This is a genomic window from Agrobacterium vitis (assembly GCF_013337045.2).
GTDB lineage: Bacteria > Pseudomonadota > Alphaproteobacteria > Rhizobiales > Rhizobiaceae > Allorhizobium > Allorhizobium vitis_B.
On the sequence record NZ_CP118259.1, the window covers coordinates 738,526 to 762,779 of the forward strand.

Annotated in this window: 26 protein-coding genes and 2 pseudogenes; 26 read left to right on the forward strand and 2 right to left on the reverse strand. The window is 60.5% G+C overall.

Translation table 11 applies throughout. The features are described from left to right. The first annotated feature begins 347 nt into the window (after positions 1-347). The 3 genes from cueR (at position 348) to G6L01_RS03425 (ending at position 3,603) form a co-directional block, all read left to right on the forward strand. Positions 348-779 (forward strand): Cu(I)-responsive transcriptional regulator, encoded by a 432-nt coding sequence (gene cueR, locus G6L01_RS03415; protein ID WP_070167821.1) that lies wholly within the window; start codon positions 348-350, stop codon positions 777-779. Between the two features lie 790 nt (positions 780-1,569). Then, positions 1,570-2,112 (forward strand): hypothetical protein, encoded by a 543-nt coding sequence (locus tag G6L01_RS03420; protein ID WP_070167822.1) that lies wholly within the window; start codon positions 1,570-1,572, stop codon positions 2,110-2,112. 243 nt (positions 2,113-2,355) lie between these two features. Beyond that, entirely contained in the window at positions 2,356-3,603 is a 1,248-nt protein-coding gene (locus G6L01_RS03425; RefSeq protein ID WP_070167912.1) for a DNA-packaging protein, read from the forward strand. Positions 3,604-3,609: 6 nt separating this feature from the next. Here the strand turns inward: G6L01_RS03425 and G6L01_RS03430 are convergent, their stop codons facing one another. Beyond that, complete coding sequence (locus tag G6L01_RS03430) at positions 3,610-3,753, reverse strand: hypothetical protein (RefSeq protein ID WP_174089191.1); 144 nt, start codon at positions 3,751-3,753, stop codon at positions 3,610-3,612. A 238-nt stretch (positions 3,754-3,991) separates the two neighbouring features. Here G6L01_RS03430 and G6L01_RS03435 point away from each other — a divergent pair, with 238 nt between their 5' ends. The 9 genes from G6L01_RS03435 to G6L01_RS03475 all read left to right on the forward strand — a co-directional run bounded on the left by G6L01_RS03435 (position 3,992) and on the right by G6L01_RS03475 (position 10,023). Further along, entirely contained in the window at positions 3,992-4,609 is a 618-nt protein-coding gene (locus G6L01_RS03435) for a glycoside hydrolase family 19 protein (RefSeq protein ID WP_071206226.1), read from the forward strand. A gap of 119 nt (positions 4,610-4,728) precedes the next feature. Next, a complete protein-coding gene (locus G6L01_RS03440) occupies positions 4,729-5,946 on the forward strand; it encodes a phage portal protein (protein ID WP_070167824.1) in 1,218 nt (405 codons plus the stop codon). Positions 5,947-6,135: 189 nt separating this feature from the next. Then, positions 6,136-6,453, forward strand: a complete 318-nt coding sequence (locus G6L01_RS03445; RefSeq protein ID WP_070149398.1) for a DUF6107 family protein — start codon at positions 6,136-6,138, stop codon at positions 6,451-6,453. A 37-nt stretch (positions 6,454-6,490) separates the two neighbouring features. Beyond that, entirely contained in the window at positions 6,491-7,060 is a 570-nt protein-coding gene (locus G6L01_RS03450; protein ID WP_070167825.1) for an HK97 family phage prohead protease, read from the forward strand. An 11-nt stretch (positions 7,061-7,071) separates the two neighbouring features. Beyond that, entirely contained in the window at positions 7,072-8,334 is a 1,263-nt protein-coding gene (locus tag G6L01_RS03455) for a phage major capsid protein (protein ID WP_070167826.1), read from the forward strand. Between the two features lie 223 nt (positions 8,335-8,557). Next, positions 8,558-9,127: a head-tail connector protein gene (locus G6L01_RS03460; RefSeq protein WP_070167827.1), complete on the forward strand. Its 570-nt coding sequence runs from the start codon at positions 8,558-8,560 to the stop codon at positions 9,125-9,127. Further along, on the forward strand, positions 9,127-9,465 hold the full coding sequence (locus tag G6L01_RS03465; RefSeq protein WP_234892043.1) for a phage head closure protein: 339 nt from the start codon (positions 9,127-9,129) through the stop codon (positions 9,463-9,465). Before G6L01_RS03460 ends, G6L01_RS03465 begins: the two co-directional genes overlap by 1 nt. Beyond that, the gene (locus G6L01_RS03470) at positions 9,462-9,644 is read left to right on the forward strand and encodes a hypothetical protein (RefSeq protein ID WP_060715971.1); all 183 of its coding nucleotides are present in this window, start codon (positions 9,462-9,464) and stop codon (positions 9,642-9,644) included. Before G6L01_RS03465 ends, G6L01_RS03470 begins: the two co-directional genes overlap by 4 nt. Beyond that, on the forward strand, positions 9,619-10,023 hold the full coding sequence (locus G6L01_RS03475; RefSeq protein ID WP_070167828.1) for a DUF3168 domain-containing protein: 405 nt from the start codon (positions 9,619-9,621) through the stop codon (positions 10,021-10,023). Before G6L01_RS03470 ends, G6L01_RS03475 begins: the two co-directional genes overlap by 26 nt. Here the strand turns inward: G6L01_RS03475 and G6L01_RS03480 are convergent. After that, on the reverse strand, positions 10,013-11,257 hold the full coding sequence (locus G6L01_RS03480; protein WP_070167829.1) for an MFS transporter: 1,245 nt from the start codon (positions 11,255-11,257) through the stop codon (positions 10,013-10,015). The two genes, G6L01_RS03475 and G6L01_RS03480, sit on opposite strands and share 11 nt — an antisense overlap. 353 nt (positions 11,258-11,610) lie before the next feature. Here G6L01_RS03480 and G6L01_RS03485 point away from each other — a divergent pair, with 353 nt between their 5' ends. The 14 genes and pseudogenes from G6L01_RS03485 to G6L01_RS03550 all read left to right on the forward strand — a co-directional run bounded on the left by G6L01_RS03485 (position 11,611) and on the right by G6L01_RS03550 (position 24,127). Next, entirely contained in the window at positions 11,611-12,021 is a 411-nt protein-coding gene (locus tag G6L01_RS03485; RefSeq protein ID WP_070149403.1) for a phage major tail protein, TP901-1 family, read from the forward strand. After that, positions 12,018-12,422, forward strand: coding sequence for a gene transfer agent family protein (locus tag G6L01_RS03490; RefSeq protein ID WP_070167830.1), 405 nt, complete (start codon positions 12,018-12,020; stop codon positions 12,420-12,422). Before G6L01_RS03485 ends, G6L01_RS03490 begins: the two co-directional genes overlap by 4 nt. A 23-nt stretch (positions 12,423-12,445) precedes the next feature. After that, entirely contained in the window at positions 12,446-12,676 is a 231-nt protein-coding gene (locus G6L01_RS03495; protein WP_081344283.1) for a rcc01693 family protein, read from the forward strand. A 3-nt stretch (positions 12,677-12,679) separates the two neighbouring features. Then, positions 12,680-13,279, forward strand: a complete 600-nt coding sequence (locus G6L01_RS03500) for a phage tail tape measure protein (protein WP_070167832.1) — start codon at positions 12,680-12,682, stop codon at positions 13,277-13,279. A gap of 109 nt (positions 13,280-13,388) precedes the next feature. Beyond that, positions 13,389-14,561, forward strand: a complete 1,173-nt coding sequence (locus G6L01_RS03505) for a hypothetical protein (RefSeq protein ID WP_139190234.1) — start codon at positions 13,389-13,391, stop codon at positions 14,559-14,561. A 99-nt stretch (positions 14,562-14,660) separates the two neighbouring features. Then, complete coding sequence (locus G6L01_RS03510) at positions 14,661-15,296, forward strand: DUF2460 domain-containing protein (protein ID WP_070167834.1); 636 nt, start codon at positions 14,661-14,663, stop codon at positions 15,294-15,296. Continuing rightward, positions 15,293-16,183, forward strand: a complete 891-nt coding sequence (locus tag G6L01_RS03515; protein ID WP_070167835.1) for a DUF2163 domain-containing protein — start codon at positions 15,293-15,295, stop codon at positions 16,181-16,183. Before G6L01_RS03510 ends, G6L01_RS03515 begins: the two co-directional genes overlap by 4 nt. 10 nt (positions 16,184-16,193) lie before the next feature. Continuing rightward, a pseudogene (locus tag G6L01_RS03520) lies at positions 16,194-16,574 on the forward strand (NlpC/P60 family protein); the annotation flags it as partial. Positions 16,575-16,596: 22 nt separating this feature from the next. After that, positions 16,597-20,455, forward strand: a pseudogene (locus tag G6L01_RS03525) (baseplate multidomain protein megatron). A 42-nt stretch (positions 20,456-20,497) separates the two neighbouring features. Continuing rightward, a complete protein-coding gene (locus G6L01_RS03530; RefSeq protein WP_070167836.1) occupies positions 20,498-20,737 on the forward strand; it encodes a hypothetical protein in 240 nt (79 codons plus the stop codon). Between the two features lie 191 nt (positions 20,738-20,928). Beyond that, the gene (locus tag G6L01_RS03535; RefSeq protein WP_139190233.1) at positions 20,929-21,297 is read left to right on the forward strand and encodes a hypothetical protein; all 369 of its coding nucleotides are present in this window, start codon (positions 20,929-20,931) and stop codon (positions 21,295-21,297) included. 134 nt (positions 21,298-21,431) lie between these two features. Then, complete coding sequence (locus G6L01_RS03540; RefSeq protein WP_060715959.1) at positions 21,432-22,106, forward strand: response regulator transcription factor; 675 nt, start codon at positions 21,432-21,434, stop codon at positions 22,104-22,106. Next, entirely contained in the window at positions 22,107-23,522 is a 1,416-nt protein-coding gene (locus G6L01_RS03545) for an ATP-binding protein (RefSeq protein WP_070167837.1), read from the forward strand. Between the two features lie 185 nt (positions 23,523-23,707). Next, positions 23,708-24,127 carry a hypothetical protein gene (locus G6L01_RS03550; protein WP_060715957.1) on the forward strand — a complete coding sequence of 140 codons (420 nt, stop codon included), beginning with the start codon at positions 23,708-23,710 and terminating at the stop codon, positions 24,125-24,127. Positions 24,128-24,254 lie beyond the last annotated feature (127 nt).

Below are 24,254 nucleotides of genomic sequence, written 5' to 3' on the forward strand. Positions count from 1 at the left end.
ATTGCACCATAGGTTGTGGTTGCGCTATATAGCGACTTCGCGCATCGCTAGCTGTATTATCGTGATATCGAATTTGCCGATCATACTTTCTGTATCGTTCCGACACGCAAGTGTATCGGAGTACGATACGCTTTCAATAAAATTGTGTGGGTAAGGAGTGAATGACAATTCGAATTGGATAAGTCGCGCTCTTGCTGTCGCTCACGTAAAAATGTGTGAATCCAATGTAACTTTTTTTGGTTATTTACTTCTGTCGATATTGATAGTTAAAAGCTGGAATGCAATTTTGAAAACGGCGTGAGCTGGATAGTTTACTATTTTTGCTTGCAGCCAGGAAGGACAAGCTCATGAATATCGGAGAAGCCGCCGCAGCCTCCGGCGTTTCTGCGAAGATGATCCGCTACTATGAGGAAATCGGGCTGGTTTTGCCAGCACGGCGCACCTCAAGCAATTATCGGGTCTATGGCGAAAATGAAGTCCATCGTCTGCGCTTTGTGCGGCGGGCGCGGACCCTCGGGTTTTCCCTGGAGGAAACGGAGCGGCTGCTGGCGCTGTGGAGCGACTCTGGCCGCAAGAATGACGATGTACGCCAGGTGGCCATGAACCACCTGCGCGAACTCGAAGACAAGATGGAAGCCATGCAGGCCATGGTCGACACGTTGAAAAACCTTGTCGATCACTGCGAGCAGGGCGACCGCCCGGATTGCCCGATCCTGGAAAAGCTGGGCGGTGGTTCTTCCACGGACAACAGCCGCAAGGTGGAAATGGAAGAGGCCTGAGCCTCGGCATAACGGGTCGGACAAACGCGCCATCCGCTATGACTGCCTGCTTTATATCTGCCGCAGTGTTTTTTACTGGCGGCAGGACGCATACGGGCGAAATGGCCCGTTGTCGGACGCACCGGAACCCTGGGGGCGGGGGAATGGGGCGGGCGGCCGGTCGAAAGACCGGCCGTCAATCATGACCTCAGCCAGCTGTATGCTGAACCAGGCAGACCCGTGCGTCTCTGTAGTGCGGTTCGTGATGCCTTCACGAGGGGCGGATTCAACCGCGTTAGTCTATAAACACAGAAGCTTTAAAGAGTGACAGTGTCCTTTGGCATTTTACAAAATGCGCGGTGTTATACCAAGGCTCTGACATGCTCACGCATCCTCGCCTTGAAGGCATTGCAAATATCTCAAATGCATCAGATGCTTGAGATATTTGCAAAGGGAATCTCAAGGCCATTTTCAATGACGCTTGGTATTAGAACCGGCAATTGTGAAATTGCACCGGATATGGTCTCGTCGCCCTTTTATCATCTGCTGATGGGCGTTGAGTGATGCTCCGCCTGATGGGCGACGGTTATCTTCGTCGCGATTAAAATAAGAAAAAAAACCTAAATAGGAAAATAAGCATTGACGCCGTGACGGTGTTCTGTTAGGTTTTGGCTACGGTCGGAAATCTGCGGCTTCGGTCCTTCCGGTTCGGTTTCATGCTCTCTTTCATAGATTTACAGCGCTTCAACTCTGGTTTTGGCGGTTCCCCTTCATGCGGATGGGAGCCTCGCCTGCCGGGAGGATATTGGTCATGGATGATTTCGATATATCGCTCTACGGCTGCTGGCCTTTACCGGCGCTGTCCTCCTCCTTCGGCCGTCATGGCCTGGCGTACAACGACAGGCTGGAAATCAAGGCTGCCGATCTCGCTGCCTTGAGCGATCATTATGCCGGGTTGCTCAATGAGTTGACACGGGAAATGTCGGCGCAATTCGAGCAGTTCCGGGTGTTGCGCGAAGGGGCAGCAGCGCTGATGGAGTGTGGCGACGAGGCGGCGGCAAAGCTCGCCCGTGCTGATCTGAAAGCGGCGACCGAAGCCATGTCGGTGATCGTCCGCACGCTGGAAAAAATCGATGCGCTGCAACGCCAACTGGTCCGCGACCGCGAAGCCGAGGAGGAGCGGGCGGGTGAGACCGAGACGCTGGATGCCGCCCAGGCGCGGCTGTTGGCCCTGGTGGAAACCCAGGCCGAAGCCAAGGCGAGCCTGCTGTTCGAGCGGTGGAAAGTTGAAAGTCTTGCTGCAACTGGCCCCCCGGGTGCGACAAACGACCAGCCAATTCAGACAACAGCGTGAGGGCCGCAGGTGACAGGACGTTCGGATCGGCTGTCGGCGGGCATATCGGTTGCTGCCCTTCTGGCGGCATCTCGGACCGAAAACAATGGGTTATCCGCCCTGCGCCGGGAGATGCAAAATCTGCACGACACGGTTTCGGCACTGGGCGATGAAGGATCGCTGCTGGCGCGGGCGATCAGCGCACGGCAGGGTGATCATTCTGTTATCTCGACCCTTCAGACAGATGGAAACAACGGCGCTGATATGATGCAGGGGTTGGAGCTTGCGGCCTTGCAACGGCTGGCGCGCAGCTGGGCTTTGCTGCGGCACCCGTTGCAAGCGCCGCCAGAGGGGACTTGGCGCAATTGGCTGTTGATGGGCGGTCGCGGTTCCGGCAAGACCCGGGCCGGGGCAGAATGGGTGCATGAGATCGCCTCGGCTGGTGAAAAATCCGCTGTGCGGATTGCGCTGGTGGGCGAAACCCTGGGCGATGCCCGTGAGGTGATGGTGGATGGTCTGTCCGGCATTGCCCGTATTGCCAGTCACAAACGCCCGGAGGTGGAAATTTCCCGGCGCAGGCTGGTTTGGCCGAATGGGGCGGTGGCGCAGATGTTTTCCGCCGAAGACCCGGAAAGCCTGCGCGGCCCGCAGTTCCACTATGCCTGGTGCGATGAGATCGCCAAATGGAAACATGCCGAGGAAACCTTCGATATGCTGCAATTTTCCCTGCGGCTCGGGGATGATCCACGCCAGGTGATTACCACCACGCCGCGCCCGGTGCCGATCCTGAAACGGTTGCTGGCGGACCCCGGCACAAGACTGACCCGGCTTTCCACCTTCGGGAACGCCGGTAATCTTGCTCCCGGCTTTATCGAGGCCTTGCAGGCTCGCTACGGTGGTACGCGGCTGGGCCGTCAGGAATTGAATGGCGAGCTGATCGAGGACCGGGAGGATGCACTCTGGCGGCGCGACCGGCTGGAGCAATTGACGGTCAGGCTCAGCGAACCGCTGCACCGGATCGTCGTCGGCGTCGATCCGCCCTCCGGGGCAGGCGCGCAATCGGTCTGCGGCATCGTCGTTGCCGGTCTCGACCGTCTGGGCCGGGCGGTGGTGCTGGCTGATTGTTCGGTCACCGGGGAAAGCCCCGCCAGCTGGGCGACTGCCGTGGTGCGGGCGTTTCGCCGGTTTGAAGCGGACCGGGTGGTGGCAGAGGTCAATCAGGGCGGGGAAATGGTCGGCGCGCTGTTGAAAAGCGTCGATGCCAACCTGCCGGTGCGCATGGTGCGGGCAACCCGCGGCAAGTTTCTGCGAGCCGAGCCGGTGGCCGCTTTATATGAACAAGGCCGCGTTTTTCACGCGGCCCGTTTTGCCGATCTGGAAGATCAAATGTGTGATTTCGGCCCGGAGGGCTTGTCGAGTGGCCGATCACCGGACCGGCTGGATGCTCTGGTCTGGGCCTTGACCGCGCTTTTGCTCGAAGGCGCGGGCGAGCCGCGCATTCGCACGCTGTAAATAAGATTACTTGCTTGCGGGGGTAGGCTGGGGCGCAGGCTGGCGCATCTGGCGCCATTCGGATTCGAGGCGTTCAACGATATGGGCAGGAATGGTCCGGCTGGCCTCTGCGATCGTCTTGCTGATCTGGCTGCTGCTCTTGGCGTCCATCACATGTCTCCTGTGTTAACCGCCCGGCGCCCGTCATGGCGCGGCAGGGCTTGTTGCTCGTGCCGCTCATAACCAGCGGTGGAGCGGAAAGTTCCACAAGCTTAAATCTTTGTAAATATCTCGTGATAGGGCATGAAACGATTGAATTTTGTTTAACCGATTTAAATCACAGCATTTTTTGGGTTCAATCTCGCCGCGTTCGGCTGGACCCTGCCATTTTAAGGGGAATTGACAGTTTATGAACAGCACGGCTTTGCAATGGCTCTTCAACGTGATCCGAGGTGACTTATGTGGCGGGCGGCTTGGCACGGCTCAGGTACAGGGCATCAACGCCATTCTGGCGGGCTGCGCGCGCCATGGTCTGACCGACCAACGCCATATCGCCTATGTGCTGGCCACCGCCTTTCATGAAACGGCGGGTCGCTTCCAGCCCCTGCGCGAAACACTGGCGAAAACCGATGCCGAGGCCATTGACCGGCTGGAGCGCGCCTATGCGGCGGGCCGCTTGCCCCAGGTAAGCGCGCCGTATTGGCGGCTGGACGAGGCGGGGCATAGCTGGTTTGGCCGGGGCTTCGTGCAGCTCACCCATAAGCGCAATTACCAAGCGCTGTCGGTGGCGTTGGGCGTCGATCTCGTTGCTGATCCGGGCCGCGCGCTGAATATGGCGACGGCGGCGGATATTCTGGTGGTTGGTATGCGCGATGGTTTGTTTTCAGGCGTTAGGCTCGGCGATGTGTTTAACGCCACAGCAAGCGACTGGACCGGCGCCCGGCGCATAGTCAACGGGCAGGATCGGGCGGATCTGGTGGCCGGGTATGGGCGCGCTATTTTGGCGGGCTTGGGTGAGGTCTGCTGACACGATTTCCGTGTTTCACGAAAATGCAGACCCGCATTGTCAGGCCCCTCTCGACAGGCCCTCGATGGGCAGGCCTTTCCATATAACCGGCGCAAATATCGCAACTTCAGGAGAACATCATGCTGTCTTCCTTTCGCCTGCCGTTCCGGCGGGCCAATCGTGCTGCTGGGTCGTCGGCGACGCCACTCAACACAACGTCCGGCCAGACAAAAGCGGCGATACGACCCCGGGCGGGGTTGGAAATGCTGCTCTCCACCGGTGCCGGGCGCGGCACGGGGCGGTCTTATGCGGCCTTGTCACGCGCGGGCTTTCTCGGCAATCCGGTGGCGCATCGGGCGGTGCGGCTGGTGTCGGAGGCGGCGGCGGCTGTGCCTCTTCTGCTTTATCAGGGCCTGCCGCAAGATGGGGCGGGGGAGTTGAGCGAGCATCCGGCGCTGGCGCTTCTGGCGCGGCCTAACGGGCGGGCGACGGGGGCGGATTTTTTCGAAATGCTCTATGGCCATCTGCTGCTGTCGGGCAATGCCTATCTGGAGCCGCTCTGGCTTGGTGGGCGGCTGATGGAACTACATCTGCTGCGCCCCGACCGGGTCAGCGTCGTCGAGGGCGCCGATGGCTGGCCGGTCGCCTATGATTATCGCGCCGCCGGGGTGACGCGCCGTCTGGCTGCCGAGGGCGAACCGCAGCCGATCCTGCATTTCAAGCTGTTTCATCCGCTCGACGACATCAGCGGCTATGCGCCGCTTGCCTCGGCCCATAACGCGCTGGACCTGCACAATGCCGCCGCCACCTGGAACAAGGCGCTGCTCGACAATTCCGCCCGACCCTCCGGGGCGCTGGTTTATCAGCCCAAGGAGGGTGGCAACCTGCCGCCGGAACAATATCAGCGCCTGAAAGAGGAGCTGGAGCAGGGCTATTCCGGGCCAATGCAGGCGGGCCGCCCGATGCTGCTGGAAGGCGGGCTGGACTGGAAGGCGATGAGCCTGACCCCACGCGACATGGATTTTACCGATGCCCGCAATGGCGCGGCCCGCGATATCGCGCTCTCGCTCGGCGTGCCGCCGATGCTGCTCGGCATTCCCGGCGACAATACCTATGCCAATTACCAGGAGGCCAACCGCGCCTTCTACCGGCTAACGGTGCTGCCGCTGATCCGCCGCACCGCCGCCAGCCTGTCGGGGTTTCTGTCCGATGGGTTTGGCGAGGTCTTGTGCCTGAAGCCCGATCTCGATCAGGTCGAGGGCCTGTCCAGCGAGCGCGACGCGCTGTGGTCACGGGTCGGGTCCGCCAGCTTCCTCACCGACGAGGAAAAGCGACAGGCGGTTGGATATGACGCGTAAAGCCTAGAAGTTTCAAGAGGTTGATGCCTGATCCGGACTCTGTTCCGCAGAAGGGTGATTCAGAGTGTGAACATCTGCACCCTGTTTGTGAGCAGACGCGCGTAAGCGATTCTAAAGATTAGAATTCTCGGATAAACCAGGGCGGATTTGTGTCTGTCTCCGCAATCATAAGACGAAAAGATTAATAAAATGACCGATTTTACACCCGACACCCCTCTATGGGGTGCGCGGCTGGCGGGCGCATTGGCGGGGTCCGCCATCTCGCTGGTTTATCTTCTACCCAGAGGCCGACGCGAGGCGGCGACCCGATTTTTCACCGGACTGGCTATAGGGCTGATCTTCGGCGGCGCCACCGGCCAATGGCTGGCCCGCAAGCTGGACATTCTGCAAAGCCTGTCCGGTGCCGAAATCATGCTGGCCGGGGCGACGCTTGCCAGCCTTTCGGCCTGGTGGGCGCTGGGTGCTTTGGCGCGATTGGCCGGCAGATACGGCTCCAAGGGCGGCTGATCCAGCCCCACAATTTCAAACATTGAAGGAGAAATTCATGCACGCTTATCGCGGGCCAGGAAAGCTGGTGCGCAAATTTGCCGATCTGACCCTGTCGGATCTCAGTGGCGACGGCACGTTCAGCGGCTATGCCAGCGTGTTCGGCGAGGTGGATCTGGGGCGCGACATGATCGAGCCGGGGGCCTTTCGCACCAGCTTGCAGGGGCGTGGCGCAGGCGGCATCCGCATGCTGTACCAGCACGACCCCAACCAGCCGATTGGCAGCTGGACGCTGCTGAAGGAGGATGCGCGCGGCCTTTATGTCGAGGGACGGCTTTCCCCCGGCGTCAAGCGCGCCGAGGAGGTGCGCGCCCTGATGAAATCAGGCGCGCTGGACGGGCTGTCGATCGGTTTCCAGACGGTGAAATCCCGTCAGGACGCCAAGACCGGCATTCGCCGCATTCTGGAGGCCGATCTCTGGGAAATTTCCGTCGTCACCTTTCCCATGGCCCCTTCGGCCAGAGTTTCCAATGTCAAGCATCAGCGGTTTTTCCGCGACAAGGATACCGAGCTGATCCGCGCAATGCGCCGGGCAGCCCGGACGATGGCCAAAAGCAATTTCAAATAAAGGATGGATTTATGAGCGATCATCAGATGACTGCCCCCGAAATCAAGGCGATCCCGGAAACCATGGCCGCCGCCTTCGATGATTTCATGGAAGCGTTCGAAGGCTTCAAGCAGGCCAATGACCAGCGGCTTGGCGAAATCGAGCAGAAGCTGACCGCCGATGTCGTCACCCGCGACAAGGTGGAGCGGATCAACAAGGCGATGGACGAGCAATCCCGGCTGCTGGACCAGCTGGCGCTGAAAAAACTGCGCCCGGCGCTGGGATCGAACGGCAATCGCGGCGGTTCGGCCAGCCTGGAGGCGACGGAGCGCAAGGCGGCCTTCGAGGCCTATATCCGGCGCGGCGATGAGACGGCGCTGCGCGATCTTGACGCCAAATCCATGGCGATTGGGTCGGATGCGGATGGCGGTTATCTGGTCACCGACGAGACCGATAGCGAGATTGGCCGCAGGCTGGCCTCCATCTCGCCGATCCGGCAATTGGCCAGCGTCCGGCAGGTCTCGGGCTCGGTGCTGAAAAAGCCGTTTGCCCCAACGGGCATGGCCTCCGGCTGGGTGGCCGAAACCACGGCCCGCACCCAGACCGATACGCCGCAGTTGACGGAACTTTCCTTTCCCACCATGGAGATTTACGCCATGCCCGCCGCCACCCAGTCGTTGCTGGATGATGCGGCTGTTGATGTCGAGGCCTGGATTGCCGGCGAGGTGGATATTGCCTTTGCCGAACAGGAAGGGGCGGCCTTTGTGGCCGGTGACGGCGTCAACAAGCCGAAGGGCTTCCTCGCCTATGACACGGTGGCCGACAGCGCCTGGGCCTGGGGCAAGATCGGCTTCAAGGCGACCGGTGCCGCCGGTGGCTTTGCCGCAAGCGGGCCATCCGACGTGCTGCTCGACACCATCTATGCGTTGAAGGCTGGCCATCGCCAGAACCGCACGTTTGTGATGAACCGCAAGACGCAAGGCGAAATCCGCAAGTTCAAGGATGCCGACGGCAATTACCTCTGGCTGCCGCCCGCAGGCCCCGGCCTTGAGGCCTCACTGATGGGCTTTCCGATTGCCGAGGCCGAGGACATGCCCGACATCGCCGCCAACGCCTTTTCCATCGCCTTTGGTGATTTCAAGGCCGGTTATCTGGTGGTCGACCGCATGGGCGTGCGGGTGTTGCGCGATCCCTATTCGGCCAAGCCCTATGTGCTGTTCTACACCACCAAGCGGGTTGGCGGTGGAATGCAGAACTTTGAAGCGCTGAAGCTGATCAAGTTTGCTGCCGCTTGACAGCCCGCGCATGAATACCCGCTGACGGGCTGCAAATGGCGAATTCTGCGCTTCCAGTGCTCACGTACTTGAGTACGCTGCGCGCCGGTTCTCGAATTCACCATTTTCGCCACGTCAGCAGGAATTCCTGCACGAGCTGTCGGCTGCGGCAGGAAGGGCGCTCCCGTAAACGGAGAGCGCCCTTTGTATTTTGGGCATTTCACCTTCCGGAGACCCCCAACACATGACCATCACCACCCTCACTCCGCCGCAAGCGGAGCCGCTGACCCTTGTCGATGTGAAGGCGCAGTTGAAGATTGATACCGATGATGAAGACGATCTTTTGACCGGCCTGATCACCGCTGCCCGCCTGCATCTGGAGGCCGAGACCGGGCTTTGCCTGATGAGCCAATCGCTGCGGTTCTATCTGGATGACTGGCCGCATGGCGAGGTGATTCAGCTTCCCAAAGGTCCGGTGCAAACTATTGATGCCGTGACGGTTTTTGATGAAAACGGCGATGAACTTCATGTTTCACTGAAAGATCATCTGCTGGATGGACAGGCGCGGCCATCAAGGCTGTGGCTGCGCGACCGGCCCTTGCCGGGACGGCCAATCAACGGCATCGAGATCGATTTTACCGCGGGCTTCGGGGCTGCCGCCACTGATGTGCCCGATACGCTGCGCCGGGCGATGAGCCTGCATGTTGTGGCCATGCATGCGTTTCGTGGCGCGGTGGCGCTGGCCGATCAGCCTGCCGCCGTGCCGGTTGGTTATGAGCGGCTGATCGCCCCCTTTTGCCGCAGGAGCCTGTGATGGGCACCTTCACCATGCCCGATCCGGGCCGGATGACGGCGCGCCTCACGCTTGAACAGCCGGTCAACGCGCCTGACGGCCAGGGCGGGGTGAGCCAGAACTGGCAGGCGATTGCCACGCTCTGGGCGCTGATCGAGCCGCAATCCTTCACCCGTGAAGAGCGCGGCGAAGCGGAAATCGCCACCATAGACCAGACGGTGACCATTCGTTTTCGCACCGATGTGGCGCGCGGCCATCGGCTGGTGAAGGGAACGCGCATTCTCGCGGTCCGAGCGCTGCGCGACCCGGATGAGACCAAGCGGTTTCTGCTGCTGGATTGTGAGGAGGAGGTGAGATGAGCCTGCAATTTTCAGCAAACGGGCAGCAGGGTGCGGTGACGGATTTTACCGCTGCGCTGCGGCGCAGGGTGGAAGAGGCCGCCAGCCGGGCGGCTGCCAAAAGGCAAAGCGCGAGCGAAGAGCCGAAGGGCGAGAAAATTGGAGAGACATCCGATGACCACGCACAGTCCGGTCAATGACCTGCTCACCGCAATGACGGCGGCGGCGCTTGCCGATACCGGCATTGCGGCGATCATCGGTGCCGATGGGATGAAGGATCGGCGGTTGCTGCGCTCCGCCCAGCCTTACCTGATGGTGGGTGAGGTGACGGTGACGGATATCTCCACCGATGATGATGGGTTGGTTGAAGCGCTGGTCAGTTTGCAGGCATGGTCTTCGCTTAGCCGCCGCGAGGCGGAAAGCCTGGCGGCAATGGTGCGTGCCGTGTTGCAGGATGCGGCGCTGTCGCTTGCCCATGCCCGCCTGATTGCGTTGCGCCATATCAAGACCGTCAGTCGCCGTGAGGCAAAGACCGGCCTTTATCTGGCCGAGCTGCAATTTCGCGCTGTTATCGCTTGATGGTTGCCTGGCGCGAAAGCATGGCCAGAAAGATCAGTGCTGCCAGCACCAGAGCGCTGACGACGAGGGTGAAGGTTAGAAGCAGCTGCAGGCCGCCGCGATCCAGCAGACCGGCGATCACCACCGGCGATAGCGCCTGGGAGATATTGCCGGGCAGTGCCAGTTTTGCTGAGATCCCGGCGTAGCGGCTGGCGGAAAAGAAGCCGAGCGGCAGCACGGTGCGCGAAATGGCCGACAGGCCGGAGCCGATGCCATAGGCGCCGATAAACAGGCCGAGCATCCATACGGAGCCATGGCCGAATATCAGCGCGAGAAAGCCGATGACGATCAGGCCGGTGGCCACTAGGCCTGATGTGACGGGTGAGGCGCGTTTGCCGGCAATTGTATCGGCGGCACGGGCGGAAATGCCCAGCACCGAGCGCAGCGACCCCAGTTGCAGCGCCAGCGCCGGTGTGGCGCCAGCCTGTGTGAGCATTTCAATCAGCGATGAGGAGACGCCGAAGGTGACGCTGCTGAAGCCGATGCTGATGACGGCAAGCGCGATCATCGCCCGCTTTTGTTGGAGTGCTGTCAACGGCATTGGTTCGCGGTCAGCTGCTGCCTGCGCTGTTTGCGACCGGGCTTTGATAGGCGGCAGGGCGAAGCGATGCAAGGGAACGAGGATGAGAAGATGGCAGCCAGCGGCAAGCAGCAATGTATCGCGCCAGCCCAGCAGGCCAGTCAGCCAACTGAGCAACGGCCAGAAAATGGCCGTCGACAGCCCGGTGAAAATCATCAGCAGGCCGATGACGCTTTTCGCCGACGAGCCTTCGCGCTCGACGACCGCCGTATAGCAGGCAACGCTCAGCGCCAAGGTGCCGGCAATACCGATGGTGAACCAGGCGGCAAAATAGGAAGCCACGCCTTGGGCTTGCGATAGCAGTGCGAGGCCGAAGGCAAACACAACCGAGCCTGCTGCCATCACCTTGGCGGCCCCATGTCTTTCCAGCAGGCGGCCGCTGGCCGGTCCGGCAAAGCCCATGATCAACAGCATCACCGTTGCGCCGAGAAAGCCTGTCTCGTTGCTGATGCCGATATCGGCGGCGATGGTGCGACCGAGAACGCCAAACAGATCGAAACTCGTGCCCCAGCCGACAATCTGGCTGATGGACAGCACGCTCAGCAGCCGCAAGCGCGCTAGCGATGCGGCATTGTGGGGAACGGGACTGGGAGACGTGGAGGGAAGAGCGGACATGCATGGAACCTAATCGGTAGACCAGCATAGTCCGGCATCTGTGTAATTTTCACGACATGGGTGCGCCTGTTTTGCACATTTGCATCTGTTTTCAGCACCGGTGAGGACAACCGTTCCTATCGTATTACGCGATTTTTCGCAGTCACACCAGTTTTGGTGCTTCCCCTGCGAGCCTCTTGGTCTCCTTAACCTTCGCCCTGGGTTTTCTCTCTGAAAAAGGGACGGGCGGTCGTGCCGGCTTGGCTGGGTCCGCGCGTGGGAGAGACCCCGAAAAACGGGGAGGGGGTGGATGTCGCCCTGGCGTGGTTGGCGGCCGGTTTGCGGATTTCTATTTATTTTCAAGGAGATTTTTTATGGTGGCCCAAAGGGGTAAGGACCTGCTGCTGAAGATTATCAGCGGCAGCGATTATGTAACCGTTGCAGGACTGCGCTCGCGCAAACTGGCCTTCAATACCGAAACCGTCGATGTGACCGATGCCGACAGCGCCGGGCGCTGGCGTGAGCTTTTGGCCGGTGCCGGTGCCAAACGCGCCTCGTTGTCGGGGGCCGGGCTGTTCAAGGACCAGTCCTCCGATGAACTGGTCCGGGCGGCGTTTTTCGCCGGCTCGGTGTTGAGCTGGCAGGTGGTGATCCCGGCTTTCGGCACGGTGACCGGCCTGTTTCAGGTGACGGCGCTGGACTATTCCGGCGAGCATGACGGCGAGTTGAAATTCGACATCGCGCTGGAATCGGCAGGGGCGATTGCCTTTGAGGTGACGGCATGAACGGGGGGACAGAGAAAGTCGGGACGGGGAACGTTGGGACGGGCATGCGCGCCAACCGCAGGCGCGGCGAGGTGGAAGCGGTGATCGATGGCGAGCGGCGGATTCTGTGCCTGACGCTGGGCGCGCTGGCCGAGCTGGAAACGGCCTTTGCCGCCGATAGTCTGGCGGATCTTGCCCTGCGGTTTTCCAGTGGCAAGCTTTCCAGCCGCGACCTGATCCGCATTCTGGCCGTCGGTTTGCGGGGCGGCGGCAATTGCTGCGCTGATGAGGATGTCGCGGACATGTGCGTCGAGGGCGGGCTTGCCGCCTGCGTCGCCATCGTCCGCGAATTGCTGCTCGTCACGTTTGGAACCTCAGGTCAAACCACCTCAGCCGGTGAGGGCGACCCCGCCCGCCCTTGAGTGCCGCAGCGGGTCGATCCGACATGGTAAAGCCGCCTCCCTTTCCATGGGAGGCGGTGATGCATGCCGGATTTCACCTGCTGCGGCTGACCCCGCAGGCCTTCTGGGCGCTGACCCCACGCGAATTCGCCGCCATGAGCGGGGCGTTTCGCCCCGTCGCCACCGCCCGCGCTGAGCTTGCCCGTGCCGACCTGGAGGCGCTGATGGCCCGTTATCCCGACGGTGCCTTCCTGACCGCAACATCTAAGAGGTAGACCATGGCCGATGACGAAACCCTGTCCTTCGGGATCGATCTCGATGCTTCCGGGGCGACCAAGACCCTCGATGATCTGGAAAGCCGCTCGAAAAGCTTTGGCAGCGCGCTGACATCAGCGCTGAAATCCGCCACGAGCGGCGGTGGCGATCTGGAAGACACGCTGAAATCGCTGGCGAGCCAATTGTCCAGCATTACCCTGTCATCCGGCCTGCAACCGCTGCAAAGCAGTCTGTCGTCGCTGGCCTCCAGCGCCACATCCAGCCTTTCATCGGGGATCAGCTCGCTGTTTGCCTTCGAGAAAGGTGGGGTGCCCGGCTCGATCACGCCTTTTGCGTCAGGTGGGGTTGTGTCCAGCCCCACCTATTTCGGCATGGATGGCGGCAATACCGGGTTGATGGGCGAGGCAGGTAGCGAGGCGATCCTGCCGCTGAAACGCGGCTCGGACGGTTCGCTGGGGGTCGCCACCCAGGGCGGTGGTTCCTCCGGCACGCAGGTCAATGTCAACGTCACCACCCAGGATGCGTCGAGCTTCACCAAGAGCCAGTCCCAGATTTCCAGCTTGCTGGCCCGCAGCGTCAAGCGCGGCCAGCGTAATTTGTGAGGTGGGGCAGCGCCCTGTCCTTACATTTGGATCACGAGAAAAAAGGAGGTCTACAAGTCTAAATCTTTCAATTGCTTGAGGCATTTTTTAAACCCAGAAAGGACTTGAAATGGTTACCAGTATTGTAACAACTTCTGCCAACAACACCGTAATGGACTTTAGCACCAGTGGATCGCACGGCTATGTCGGTGGCAGCACACCGTATGGTCTGTGGGCAGATGGGCCGATCCATCCATGGCGCGACGCAAACGGAACGCCAACCTTCATTACCGCCCATTCGGAAGGTTACCGGTTCAACGTTGTATCCGACTGGCAGAACGGCGCGACCTGGACCAATTGGGGTCAAGGCATGAACTGGAACTCGCCCCGGGATACGGTCGAAGGGCACTACGCCAACCGTTATTGGGTGTTCGCAGGTTTTGCGCGCGGCTCGACGGTCGTTGCCTTGGCCCATCATGAATTTTATCAGGCGCCGACTACCATCGGCGGGGTCGCCGGCTTCAATTCCAACAAATATGGCTTCAATACGCGCTGGGTGAATTCCATCACCTATGTGAAGTCCACCAATGACGGGCAGTCGTGGTCCGTTCCCAATCCTGGCGATTTTGGACAAAACCATCACAATGTCCGATGCGTCCTTATTCCGGAGCCCTGGAACACGCAATCCATCAATACGGCCTACGGCTTTTTCCATCCGTCGAACATCGTCAAGGAAGGCAATTATTACTACGCCTTCGTTGAAGTCCGCAATCTGCCGGGCAACACGACCGTTCTCGACAACGGCTTTGCAATGATCCGCACCAGCAATCTCGATGCATCGACGGGATGGCAGTTCTATAACAACTCCAACCAGTGGGAGACTGTCAACCACAGCTACTATCAGGGCAATCTCGCTCCCCAACAGCCCAAGGTCTTTTTCAAGGTCACCGGGTGGGATTCCTATACCACATCCGAGCGGAACGGGCGCATGGCGCAAGCCATTCGCTATCATGTTCCGTCGCAGAAGTGGATCCTGTTCGGCTTCACCGGCCTGGAAGGCGATGGGTTGTGCTACTGCGTTTCCGACACGCTGGCCAATCCTCAATTCGAGGCCAACGGCAGGCGCATGATCAGCCTTGCCGGTGGCGGAGCCGCGAACGAATACAACAACAACCACTATATCGGCGTCTTCGATCCCAATTCCCAGGACCAGAATTATCAGACCATTCTCGGGAATACGGCCCTGTTGATGACGGCTGATGCCGGAGTCCGGTATAAGGCGGGCACGATCAGCATCACCTGACATCCAAAGCCGCGCGGCATCACACGATGCCGCGCGGCAGCCTTTTTATCACGACTTCATTCTTTCCAACATAATTCAGTTATCGAAGGTGTTGATGACATGACCGAAGCCTTTCACGAGGTGCGCTTTCCGCTGCGCGTGTCGCTTTCGACCAGCGGCGGGCCGGTGCGGCGCACGGATATTGTCAACCTGTCGAATGGGCGCGAAGTGCGCAATCAGCGCTGGGCCAATTCGCGCCGCAGCTATGACGCCGGATCGGGGGTGAAATCGCTTGCCGATCTCTATACGATACTGGAGTTTTTCGAGGCGCGGGGTGGCCAGATGGCCGGGTTCCGGTTTCGAGATCCGCTGGATGCTAATTCTGCCGGGCCGGGCCGGGCGATAAGCGCTGAAGACCAGCAGATCGGCATCGGTGATGGCGTCACAGCCAGCTTTCAACTGGTCAAGACCTATGGCGATGCCGGTGGCGGCTGGAACCGCAGTATTGCCAAGCCGGTCGATGGCACTGTGCTGATCTCGGTGGATGGTGCGCCGGTCAACGGCTTCGTCTGCGATAGCACCACCGGGCTGGTGACATTTAATCAGGATTTTATTCCTGTGTCCGGTGCCGTTATCCGGGCGGGCTTTCAATTCGACGTGCCGGTGCGTTTCGATACTGACCGGATCGAGATCAATCTCGAAGCCTTTAATGCGGGTAGCATTCCCTCCATTTCGCTGACGGAGATCATTCCATGAGGACAATCGATGCCGCTTTGGCGCGCCATCTGGCGGGCGACGCCACGACGCTGTGCACCTGCTGGCGGGTGACCCGCAGCGATGGTCTGGTGCTGGGCTTTACCGATCATGACCGGGATCTGACCCTGCGCGGCACACTGTTTCATGCCGCCAGCGGCTTTTCCGCCAGCGATGGTGAGGCGGAAAACACCTTGTCGGCACCGACCTCCGAAGTTGCCGGCGGTTTTTCCAGCGAAGTGATTACCGAAGCCGATCTGATTGCCGGGCGCTATGACGGCGCGCGGATCGAGGTCTACCGTGTCAACTGGCAGGTGCCAGACCAGCATGTTCTGCTTAAGGTGCAGGATGTTGGCGAGGTCAAGCGTCAGACAGGGCAGTTTACCGCCGAATTGCGCAGCTTCGCCGCCAAGCTCTCCCAGGACCAGGGGCGCACGCTGGGCCGCCGCTGCGATGCCAGTCTGGGCGATAGTCGCTGCGGTATCGACCTGAGCATTGAGGGCCGCACCGTCAGTGCTGTTCTGGTGAGTATGAGCGGGTCCGACCGGCTCATCGTTTCGGGGCTGGATTCCTATAGCGACGACCATTTCCGCTATGGCCGGATCACTGTCACATCAGGGGCCGAGACTGGCCTGACAGCCGAGGTTGAGACCAGCCGCCCCGGAGAGGACGGCACGGAGCTGACAATGTGGCTGCCCTTGGAAGTGACATTGTCACCAGGCGACGCACTGACCGTTACCATCGGCTGCGACAAACGCTTCGCCACCTGCCGCGACAGCTTTGCCAACGCCGCCAACTTCCGGGGCTTCCCGCATATGCCCGGCAGCGATTTCGCCTATTCCTATGTCAGCGGCCAGACCACCCATGACGGGTCGGTGCTGTTTGAGTGAGGGGGATTGTATGCCCTCCATTAATACCCAGGTCCTCACCCTCGCCGAGGGGTGGATCGGTACGCCCTATCGCCATCAGGCGTCCACCAAGGGCGTTGGCTGTGATTGTCTTGGCTTGGTCCGGGGCATCTGGCGCGAGCTCTATGGGCAGGAGCCGGAAGTCACGCCTGCCTATGCGCCTGATTGGGCCGAGCGGTCGGGGGAGGATCGGTTGATCGAGGCGGCGGGGCGGCATTTCATCTCAGTGTCCAGCCTTGGCGAGGCCTTGCCCGGCGATCTCCTGGTCTTCCGGTTTCGCGCCCATTACGCCGCCAAGCATCTGGGGCTTTTGGCGGCAGACCAGCATTTCATTCACGCCTATGAGCAGGCGGCGGCGTGTCGCGGGCGTCTATCGTTTTCCGGAGAAGTGATCGATGGCAACTCTTGTTTTCCAGGCAGCCGGTGCGGCCATCGGCGGCATATTCGGGTCGGTCGGCACCATGCTGGGTCGCGCCGTGGGGTCGCTGGCTGGCAATATGGTCGATCAGGCATTGATCAACGGCAGCTCCACCACGTCTGGCTCGCATCTGTCGTCGGCGCGGATCGGTGGGGCCAGCGAAGGCACGGCGCTGAACCGGGCCTATGGCACGGTGCGCATTGGCGGCACGCTGATCTGGGCGACGCGGTTTGAGGAAAAGACCACCACCGAAACCTCCGGCAGCAAATCCACCGGTAGCAAGACCAAGAGTTATGATTATTACGGCAATCTGGCGCTGGCTTTGTGCGAAGGCCCTGTGGCGGCCATCCGCCGGGTCTGGGCCGATGGCGAGGAAGTGGATCTGACCGAGGTCGAGATGCGCTTTTATCCTGGCAGTGAGGATCAGGGCGTCGATCCGCTGATTGCCGCCAAGCAGGGCGAGGGCAATACGCCGGCCTATCGCGGCGTGGCCTATGTGGTGTTCGAGCGCCTGCCGCTTGATGATTACGGCAACCGTCTTCCCGTGCTGCAATTTGAGGTGATCCGCTCGTTGGGCGTGCTGGAAAGCCAGGTCAGGGCTGTGACCATCATTCCCGGTGCCACCGAGCATGGCTATGCGACGAAAGCCATTACCGAGGAAACAGGAGATGGCGAAGAGCGGATCATCAATCGCAACACGCTGGTGGCCGCCACCGATTGGCAGGCCTCGCTGGATGAGTTGCAGGCGGTGTGTCCCAATCTCGTCCGCGCCGCGCTTGTTGTCAGCTGGTTCGGTACCGATCTGCGGGCCGATCAATGCGCCATCGTGCCGGGTGTCGAAGTGGCGCGGCGTGACGAGGAGAGCCGCGCCTGGAGTGTTGCGGGCATCGGGCGCGCGTCGGCCCGGCTGGTCAGCCAGAACGGTGGCGGCCCGGCCTATGGTGGCACGCCCGGTGACAAAAGCGTGATCGAGGCGATCAAGGATCTGAACAGCCGGGGCATTGCCACCTGCCTCTATCCTTTTGTGATGATGGATATTCCCTCAGATAACGGACTGACTGATCCTTATGGCGGGACAGAACAGGCGGCCTATCCCTGGCGGGGCCGGATCACCTGTTCACCTGCGCCGGGTCTCACTGGTTCGCCTGATGGGACGGACGCGGTGGACGCCATCATCGAGGCCTTCATGGGCAAGACCACAGTCGATGATTTCTTCGTGCTCGGCACCACGATCCTTTATACCGGCAACAAGAACGGTCGCGATAGCGGCTATCGGCGACTGGTGCTGCATTCTGCGTTGCTGGCCAAGGCGGCAGGTGGGGTGGATAGTTTCGTGATCGGCTCGGAGCTGAAGGGCCTGACAACGCTGCGCGGTGCGGGCAACAGCTTTCCCTTCGTCACCGCCTTGATGCGGTTGGCAGAGGATGTGCGCGCCATTCTGGGGAGCCAGACCAAGCTGACCTACGGTGCCGATTGGAGCGAATATTTCGGCTATCATCCTGGCGATGGGTCTGGTGATGTGTTCTTCTATCTCGATCCGCTCTGGGCCAGCGCGACCATCGATGCTGTAGGCATCGACAATTACATGCCGCTGTCGGACTGGAATGACGCGGATTTCACTGCTGATAATCCTGACGGGTTTATCATTGCCGATGACCGTGCCGCCATGCAGGCGCAGATTGCCGCCGGGGAGGGTTATGACTGGTATTATCCAGACCTTGTCGCCCGTAAGAAACGCGAGCGTGCCGCCATTACGGATGGGCTGGCGGGCAAGCCCTGGGTCTATCGCTACAAGGATATCCAGTCCTGGTGGGAAAACCATCATTATGACCGGGTCGGTGGCGTTGAGCTTTCCACGCCCAGCGCCTGGGAACCAAAGATAAAACCGATCTGGTTTACGGAATTGGGCTGCCCGGCGGTAGACCGTGGTGCCAACCAGCCGAACGTGTTTCCCGATCCAAAATCCTCGGAAAATGCGCTGCCGTATTTTTCCTCCGGCATGCGCTCCGGATGCCATGCAGCGGCGGTTTCTTGAAGCGCATCTGAGCTATTGGCAGGGAGAGTCGGCACCATCAGGCATGGTCGATGCCGATCATATCTTTCTCTGGACCTGGGACAGCCGGCCCTTTCCGGCCTTTCCCTATGATACCGATCTGTTTGCCGATGGCGACAATTGGCGCAGCGGCCATTGGCTGAACGGTAGGCTGGGCGGCGGCACGCTGGCCGAGGTGATTGCCGCGATATTGGAAGATTGTGGCTTTAGCGATTACGATGTGTCCGCCGTCACCGGCGATCTCTCGGGCTATGTGCAGGGTGATATATCCTCGGCCCGTAGCCTGATCGAGCCGCTGACCGAGGCTTTCCTGATCGACGTGATCGAGGACGGTGCCGTGCTGCGGTTCCGCTCCCGCCAGGCCGCCAGCCTGAAGGCCATCGAGACCCGGGTTTTCGTTGATACCGAAGATGAACCGTTCTGGACCGAGACCCGGGGCGACAGCACCGATTATGCCGGTCAGGCCGTATTGGATTTTTACGATCCCGCCAATGATTACGAGGATGCCAGTGTCCGCTCGCGCCGCGTGGTGGGAACATCCGCGAAGCTTTTATCCAGCGATCTGCCCGGGGTGCTGGATGAGGCAAGCGCTTTGGCCGTGGTTGAAACGCAATTGCGCGATCACCGGATTGGGCGGCGCAGCCTGACCCTTTCGCTGTCTCCCTCGCAGCTGGCGCTTCAGCCCGGCGACGTGCTGACCTTGCCGGACGGGCCATCCGGCCGGTTCCTGATCACCCGCATTGAGGACAGCAGCACGCTGTCGTTGGAATTGACCGAAGTGGCAGCGCCGGTGTCTAGCGCGATTACCGTTGCTAGCAGCGGGCGGGTGCAGAGCGGCAGGGCTTCGGATGGGTTTGCGCCGCTGTGGCGGCTGATGGACCTGCCACGCCTTGACGATGGTGAAGACGGCAGTTTTGCGCGGGCGGCGGCCTATGCCAGCCCCTGGCGCAAGATCGTGCTGTCCTCATCCGCAGAGACCGAAAATTATGCGACCCGTGTCGTGGTGGATGGCCCGGCAACGCTTGGCAGCCTGTCATCGGCATTGGCTGCGGGTGTGTCGGGCCGCTTCGACAGGGCCAATCGTCTGACCGTTACTCTGTCGCATGGCAGTTTTTCCTCCGGCTCACGGCTGTCGGTGCTGAATGGCGACAACCGGCTTGCGGTCAAGGCCGCCAACGATGTCTGGGAGGTGATCGGTTTCCAGACGGCGGAGGAATTGCAAAGTGGCGTCTGGCAATTGTCCGGCCTGCTGCGCGGTCTCTATGGCACGGAGGATGCCATGGCGGCCGGTGCCGTTGCGGGCGCGCAGGTGGTTCTGCTCAACAGTGCGGTCACGGCGCTTGACCTTGCCGATAGTGAAATCGGCCTGACGCTGAACTGGATTGCCGAGGCCGCCGGCACCAGCCTTGCGGCCAAGGGGCCGGTCAGTTTTTCCGGTGGCGTGCGGGCGCTGACCCCGCTTTCCCCGGTGCATCTGCGCGCCAGCAGGGTGCCAAGCGGCGATATTGCGCTGAGCTGGGTTCGGCGTGGTCGCACCGATGCCGACAATTGGACGCCATCCGATATTCCGCTGGATGAGGAAAGCGAGCGCTACCAGCTCGATATTCTCGACGCAGGCAAAGCAACGCTGCGCAGCGTCACCCTGACCTCTGCGGCCTATGCCTATAGCGCCGATTTGCAAGCTGCTGACTTTGGCGTGGCACCCTCGGCGCTCGCCATCCGGGTCCGGCAGATTGGCCGCCATGCCAGCGGCATCGCGGCTGAAACAGCATTCACTTTCTGATCTTCAACCCGAAAATACCAACCGAAAACAAGGGAAATCAACATGAATGACGGCAAACCATGGTATCTCTCCAAGACTGTCTGGGGTGCGCTGGTCGCTATCCTGGCGTCAGTCCTGCACCTTGGCGGGGTCGAGCTTGGTGTTCTGGAGCAGGGGCAGTTGACCGACGGACTTGTGGCACTGGCCGGATCGGTGGGCGGGCTGGTGGCGCTCTATGGCCGGCTGGTGGCAAGCCATACCATCGTGCCCAAATCGGACCTGTCACCCCCGGAGAAAACCTGATCTTTGCTGAAATCTAGGCGCTCATTGCCGCCTATGACATGGATAGTTTAATAAATTGAAATGCTTGCAGTGTAGTATCTTTGTCATAGGGATGGTCCTGCGGGCCAAGATTACCAGGCATTCATTTGCCATTCAGCCGTTCTTCGGTAACACTTACGCCACGATAACCGAATGCGGCAGAGTGGCAGTTGATGGCATCCAAATCGATCATAGGCAGTATCGCAGCCGGGCTTATTGCCTGGACGGTACCGGCGACGACAGCGCCGGTCCCCGATGCCGTGCCTATGTCGCAGATGGTGTCTGGGACCAGCGGGTCTTCTTCGCCTGTCATCGTCCAGGCGCAGAACCAGAATCAGAACAGTGACAATTCCGACGGTAACGACAGCAAGTCCAATGGCAGGGTCGATTGCCGCTCGGCGGCGCTCAGGGCCGTGGAGCAGGCGGGCGGGCAATTGCTTTCCGTGCGGCTGTCGGGCGGCCAATGCGTGATCACCATTCTCGTGCCGGGGACTGGCGACAATGCAAGGCCCCGCAAGATGACGGTCCAGGTTTCCCGCTGAGGCTGGTTTTGGGCCAAGGACTAGTGTAAGACTTTCTATCTGTTGGATATTTTTTCTCATGCGGGCTGGTTTTACTGGACCTGCGCGCAAGATCGCCCGGCTGGCGCCAGCATGGCAAAACGGAGAAGTGAAGAATGCGCATTCTCGTCGTCGAGGACGATGTCAACCTGAACCGCCAGCTGGTCGAGGCGCTTCAGGAGGCAGGCTATGTGGTCGACCAGGCCATGGATGGCGAAGAGGGGCATTATCTCGGTGATACCGAGCCCTATGATGCCGTGATCCTCGATATCGGTCTGCCGACCATGGATGGCATTACCGTGCTGGAGAAATGGCGCTCTGCCGGGCGCGTCATGCCCGTGCTGATTCTGACGGCCCGCGACCGTTGGAGCGACAAGGTATCCGGCATCGATGCCGGTGCCGACGACTATGTCACCAAGCCTTTCCATGTCGAAGAGGTGCTGGCGCGCATCCGGGCGCTGATTCGCCGTGCCGCCGGCCATGCCTCCTCGGAAATCGCCTGCGGGCCGGTGCGGCTCGATACCAAGAGTTCCAAGGTTACGGTTTCGGGCAAGGCGCTGAAACTCACGTCCCATGAATTCCGGCTGCTGTCCTATCTCATGCATCACATGGGGGAGGTCGTGTCGCGCACCGAACTGGTCGAGCATATGTATGATCAGGATTTCGACCGCGATTCCAACACGATCGAAGTGTTTGTCGGGCGGCTGCGCAAGAAGATCGGTTTGGACATGATCGAGACCGTGCGCGGTCTCGGCTACCGGATCAAAGCGCCTGACAGTGTCGAGGGCTAGGTGTTCCGGGTCAAGTCTCTCACCCTTCGCGTCCTGCTCTCCGCCACTCTCTGGTATATAATCGCGCTGGTGACGATGGCCGTGGTGATTTCGGCGCTCTATCGGCAGGGGGCCGAGCGCTCCTTCAACGATCTGTTGCGCGCCCAGCTCTATAATGTCGTCAATTCCGTCACGGTTGGCGATGGGGAAAGCCTGTCCGGCAGTCCGGCGCTGGGCGATCTCAGGTTTTCGCAGCCCGGAACCGGCTGGTACTGGCTGGTTGAGCCGCTTGGCTCCTTTAATGCCGCGCCGCTGGCGTCCACCTCACTGGGGCTGACCAATCTGCCGGTGCCAAGCTTCGAGGAAAGCCCGTTCGACCAGAATTACGAGCGGTTTTACGGCATGACCGATAGTTTCGGCAACCGGCTGCGGATTGCCGAAACTGAAGTTATCCTCGACGAATCCGGCCGGGCGGCGCGGTTCCGGGTGTCGGGCAATCTGAAAGTGGTGGAAGACGAAATCACCGGATTTTCCCACCGGCTTTACGCCGTTCTGGCGATGTTCGGGGTTGGCGGCCTGCTGGTCAATGCCGTCACCATTATCTTCGGGCTAAAACCTCTGGATCGGGCGCGCCGGGCGCTGGAGCGGATCAGGGGCGGCGAGGCCGAGCGAATCGAGGGTGAATTCCCGCGTGAGATCGAGCCGCTGGCCAATGAAATCAACGCCCTGATCGACAGCAACCACCGTATTGTCGAGCGCGCCCGCATGCAGGTCGGCAATCTCGCCCATTCGCTGAAAACCCCGATTGCCGTGCTTCTCAACGAGGCGCGCGTCCTTGATCCACCGCATGGCGAGGTGATCAAGGCCCAGGCATCCGCCATGCAGAGCCAGGTCGGCACCTATCTCAACCGCGCCCGCATTGCTGCCCAGCGCGAATCGGTGCTGTCGCGCGCCGAGGTGGAGCCGGTTCTGGAGCGTCTGGTGCGGGTGATGCGCAAGCTTAATCCCGATAAGCAATTCGAGGTTCAACTGGAGAGCCAAGCCTCGGGGCAAGGTCTGGTTCTGGCGATGGAAAGTCAGGATCTCGAGGAAATCCTCGGCAATCTGTTGGAAAATGCTGCCCGTCACGCACAAACCACTGTGACGGTGACGGCCCGGATCGCGCCGGTCGGCGAGGTCGGGCTCGATCCCGCCCGGCGTAGCTGGCTGGAAATCATCGTTGAAGATGACGGTCCGGGTCTTGACCCCGACCAGATCGGCGAGGCGTTAAAGCGCGGTCGCCGCCTGGATGAAAGCAAGCCCGGAACTGGGCTCGGACTGTCGATTGTCAAGGAAATAACCTCGGAATATCAAGGCAAGCTTGGCCTGTCGCGCGGCGTCAATGGTGGACTGCTGGCGCGGCTGGTTCTGCCTGCCCTGTCACGGGATGGAGCATGATCTGGCATGGGTGCTGGTGCTTTATGCAGGGCAGGATTGTACTGTTTTCCTGACAAACTCCAGACAGCGGATCAAAATGGCGGCTTGCAAAGTGAGGCAGTGTCGGGCTTATCATGAGATACTACAGCAACGCACGGTTTGACCGTGCAAATTGTCATGAGAAACAGAATTTGGAATTGCAGGCCATGAGGAAGATCAGCACCGGTTTTGCATTTGCCCTGCTGGGCTGCGCCCTGGCACTGACCTCCTGCAAGACGACCGGTGGCAGCACCGGCCTGCTTGCCAAATCCACCACCTCAAGCTCGCTCTATCTCAACGCACTTCAGGGCGGCATTGTGTCGCGGACCGGTGCGGAACTGGACAACAGCCAGAAGCAGCGGGCGCTGGCGGCCGAATATCAGGCCCTGGAAGTGGCCCCTGGCGGCCAGACCGTGACCTGGCGCGATGACGATGTTTCCGGCGAAGTGGTGGCCGCAGCCCCTTATCAGGTCGGCAATCAGAACTGCCGCCAATATCGCCACAAGGTGACGGTCGATGGCAAGACGGTGGAGGCACGCGGCGTTGCCTGCCGCAATGAAGACGGGACATGGACGCCTCTGACCTGAATCACATCTGCGCGGGTCAGTCCGGCTTGCCCTTGACTTAAGTCAAGGCTGATGGAAGGTCGGTTGTTTAAGACGCCATCAGTTGCAAGATAGTATGGACGGCGTTCCAAAACGTCATAGAACCCTT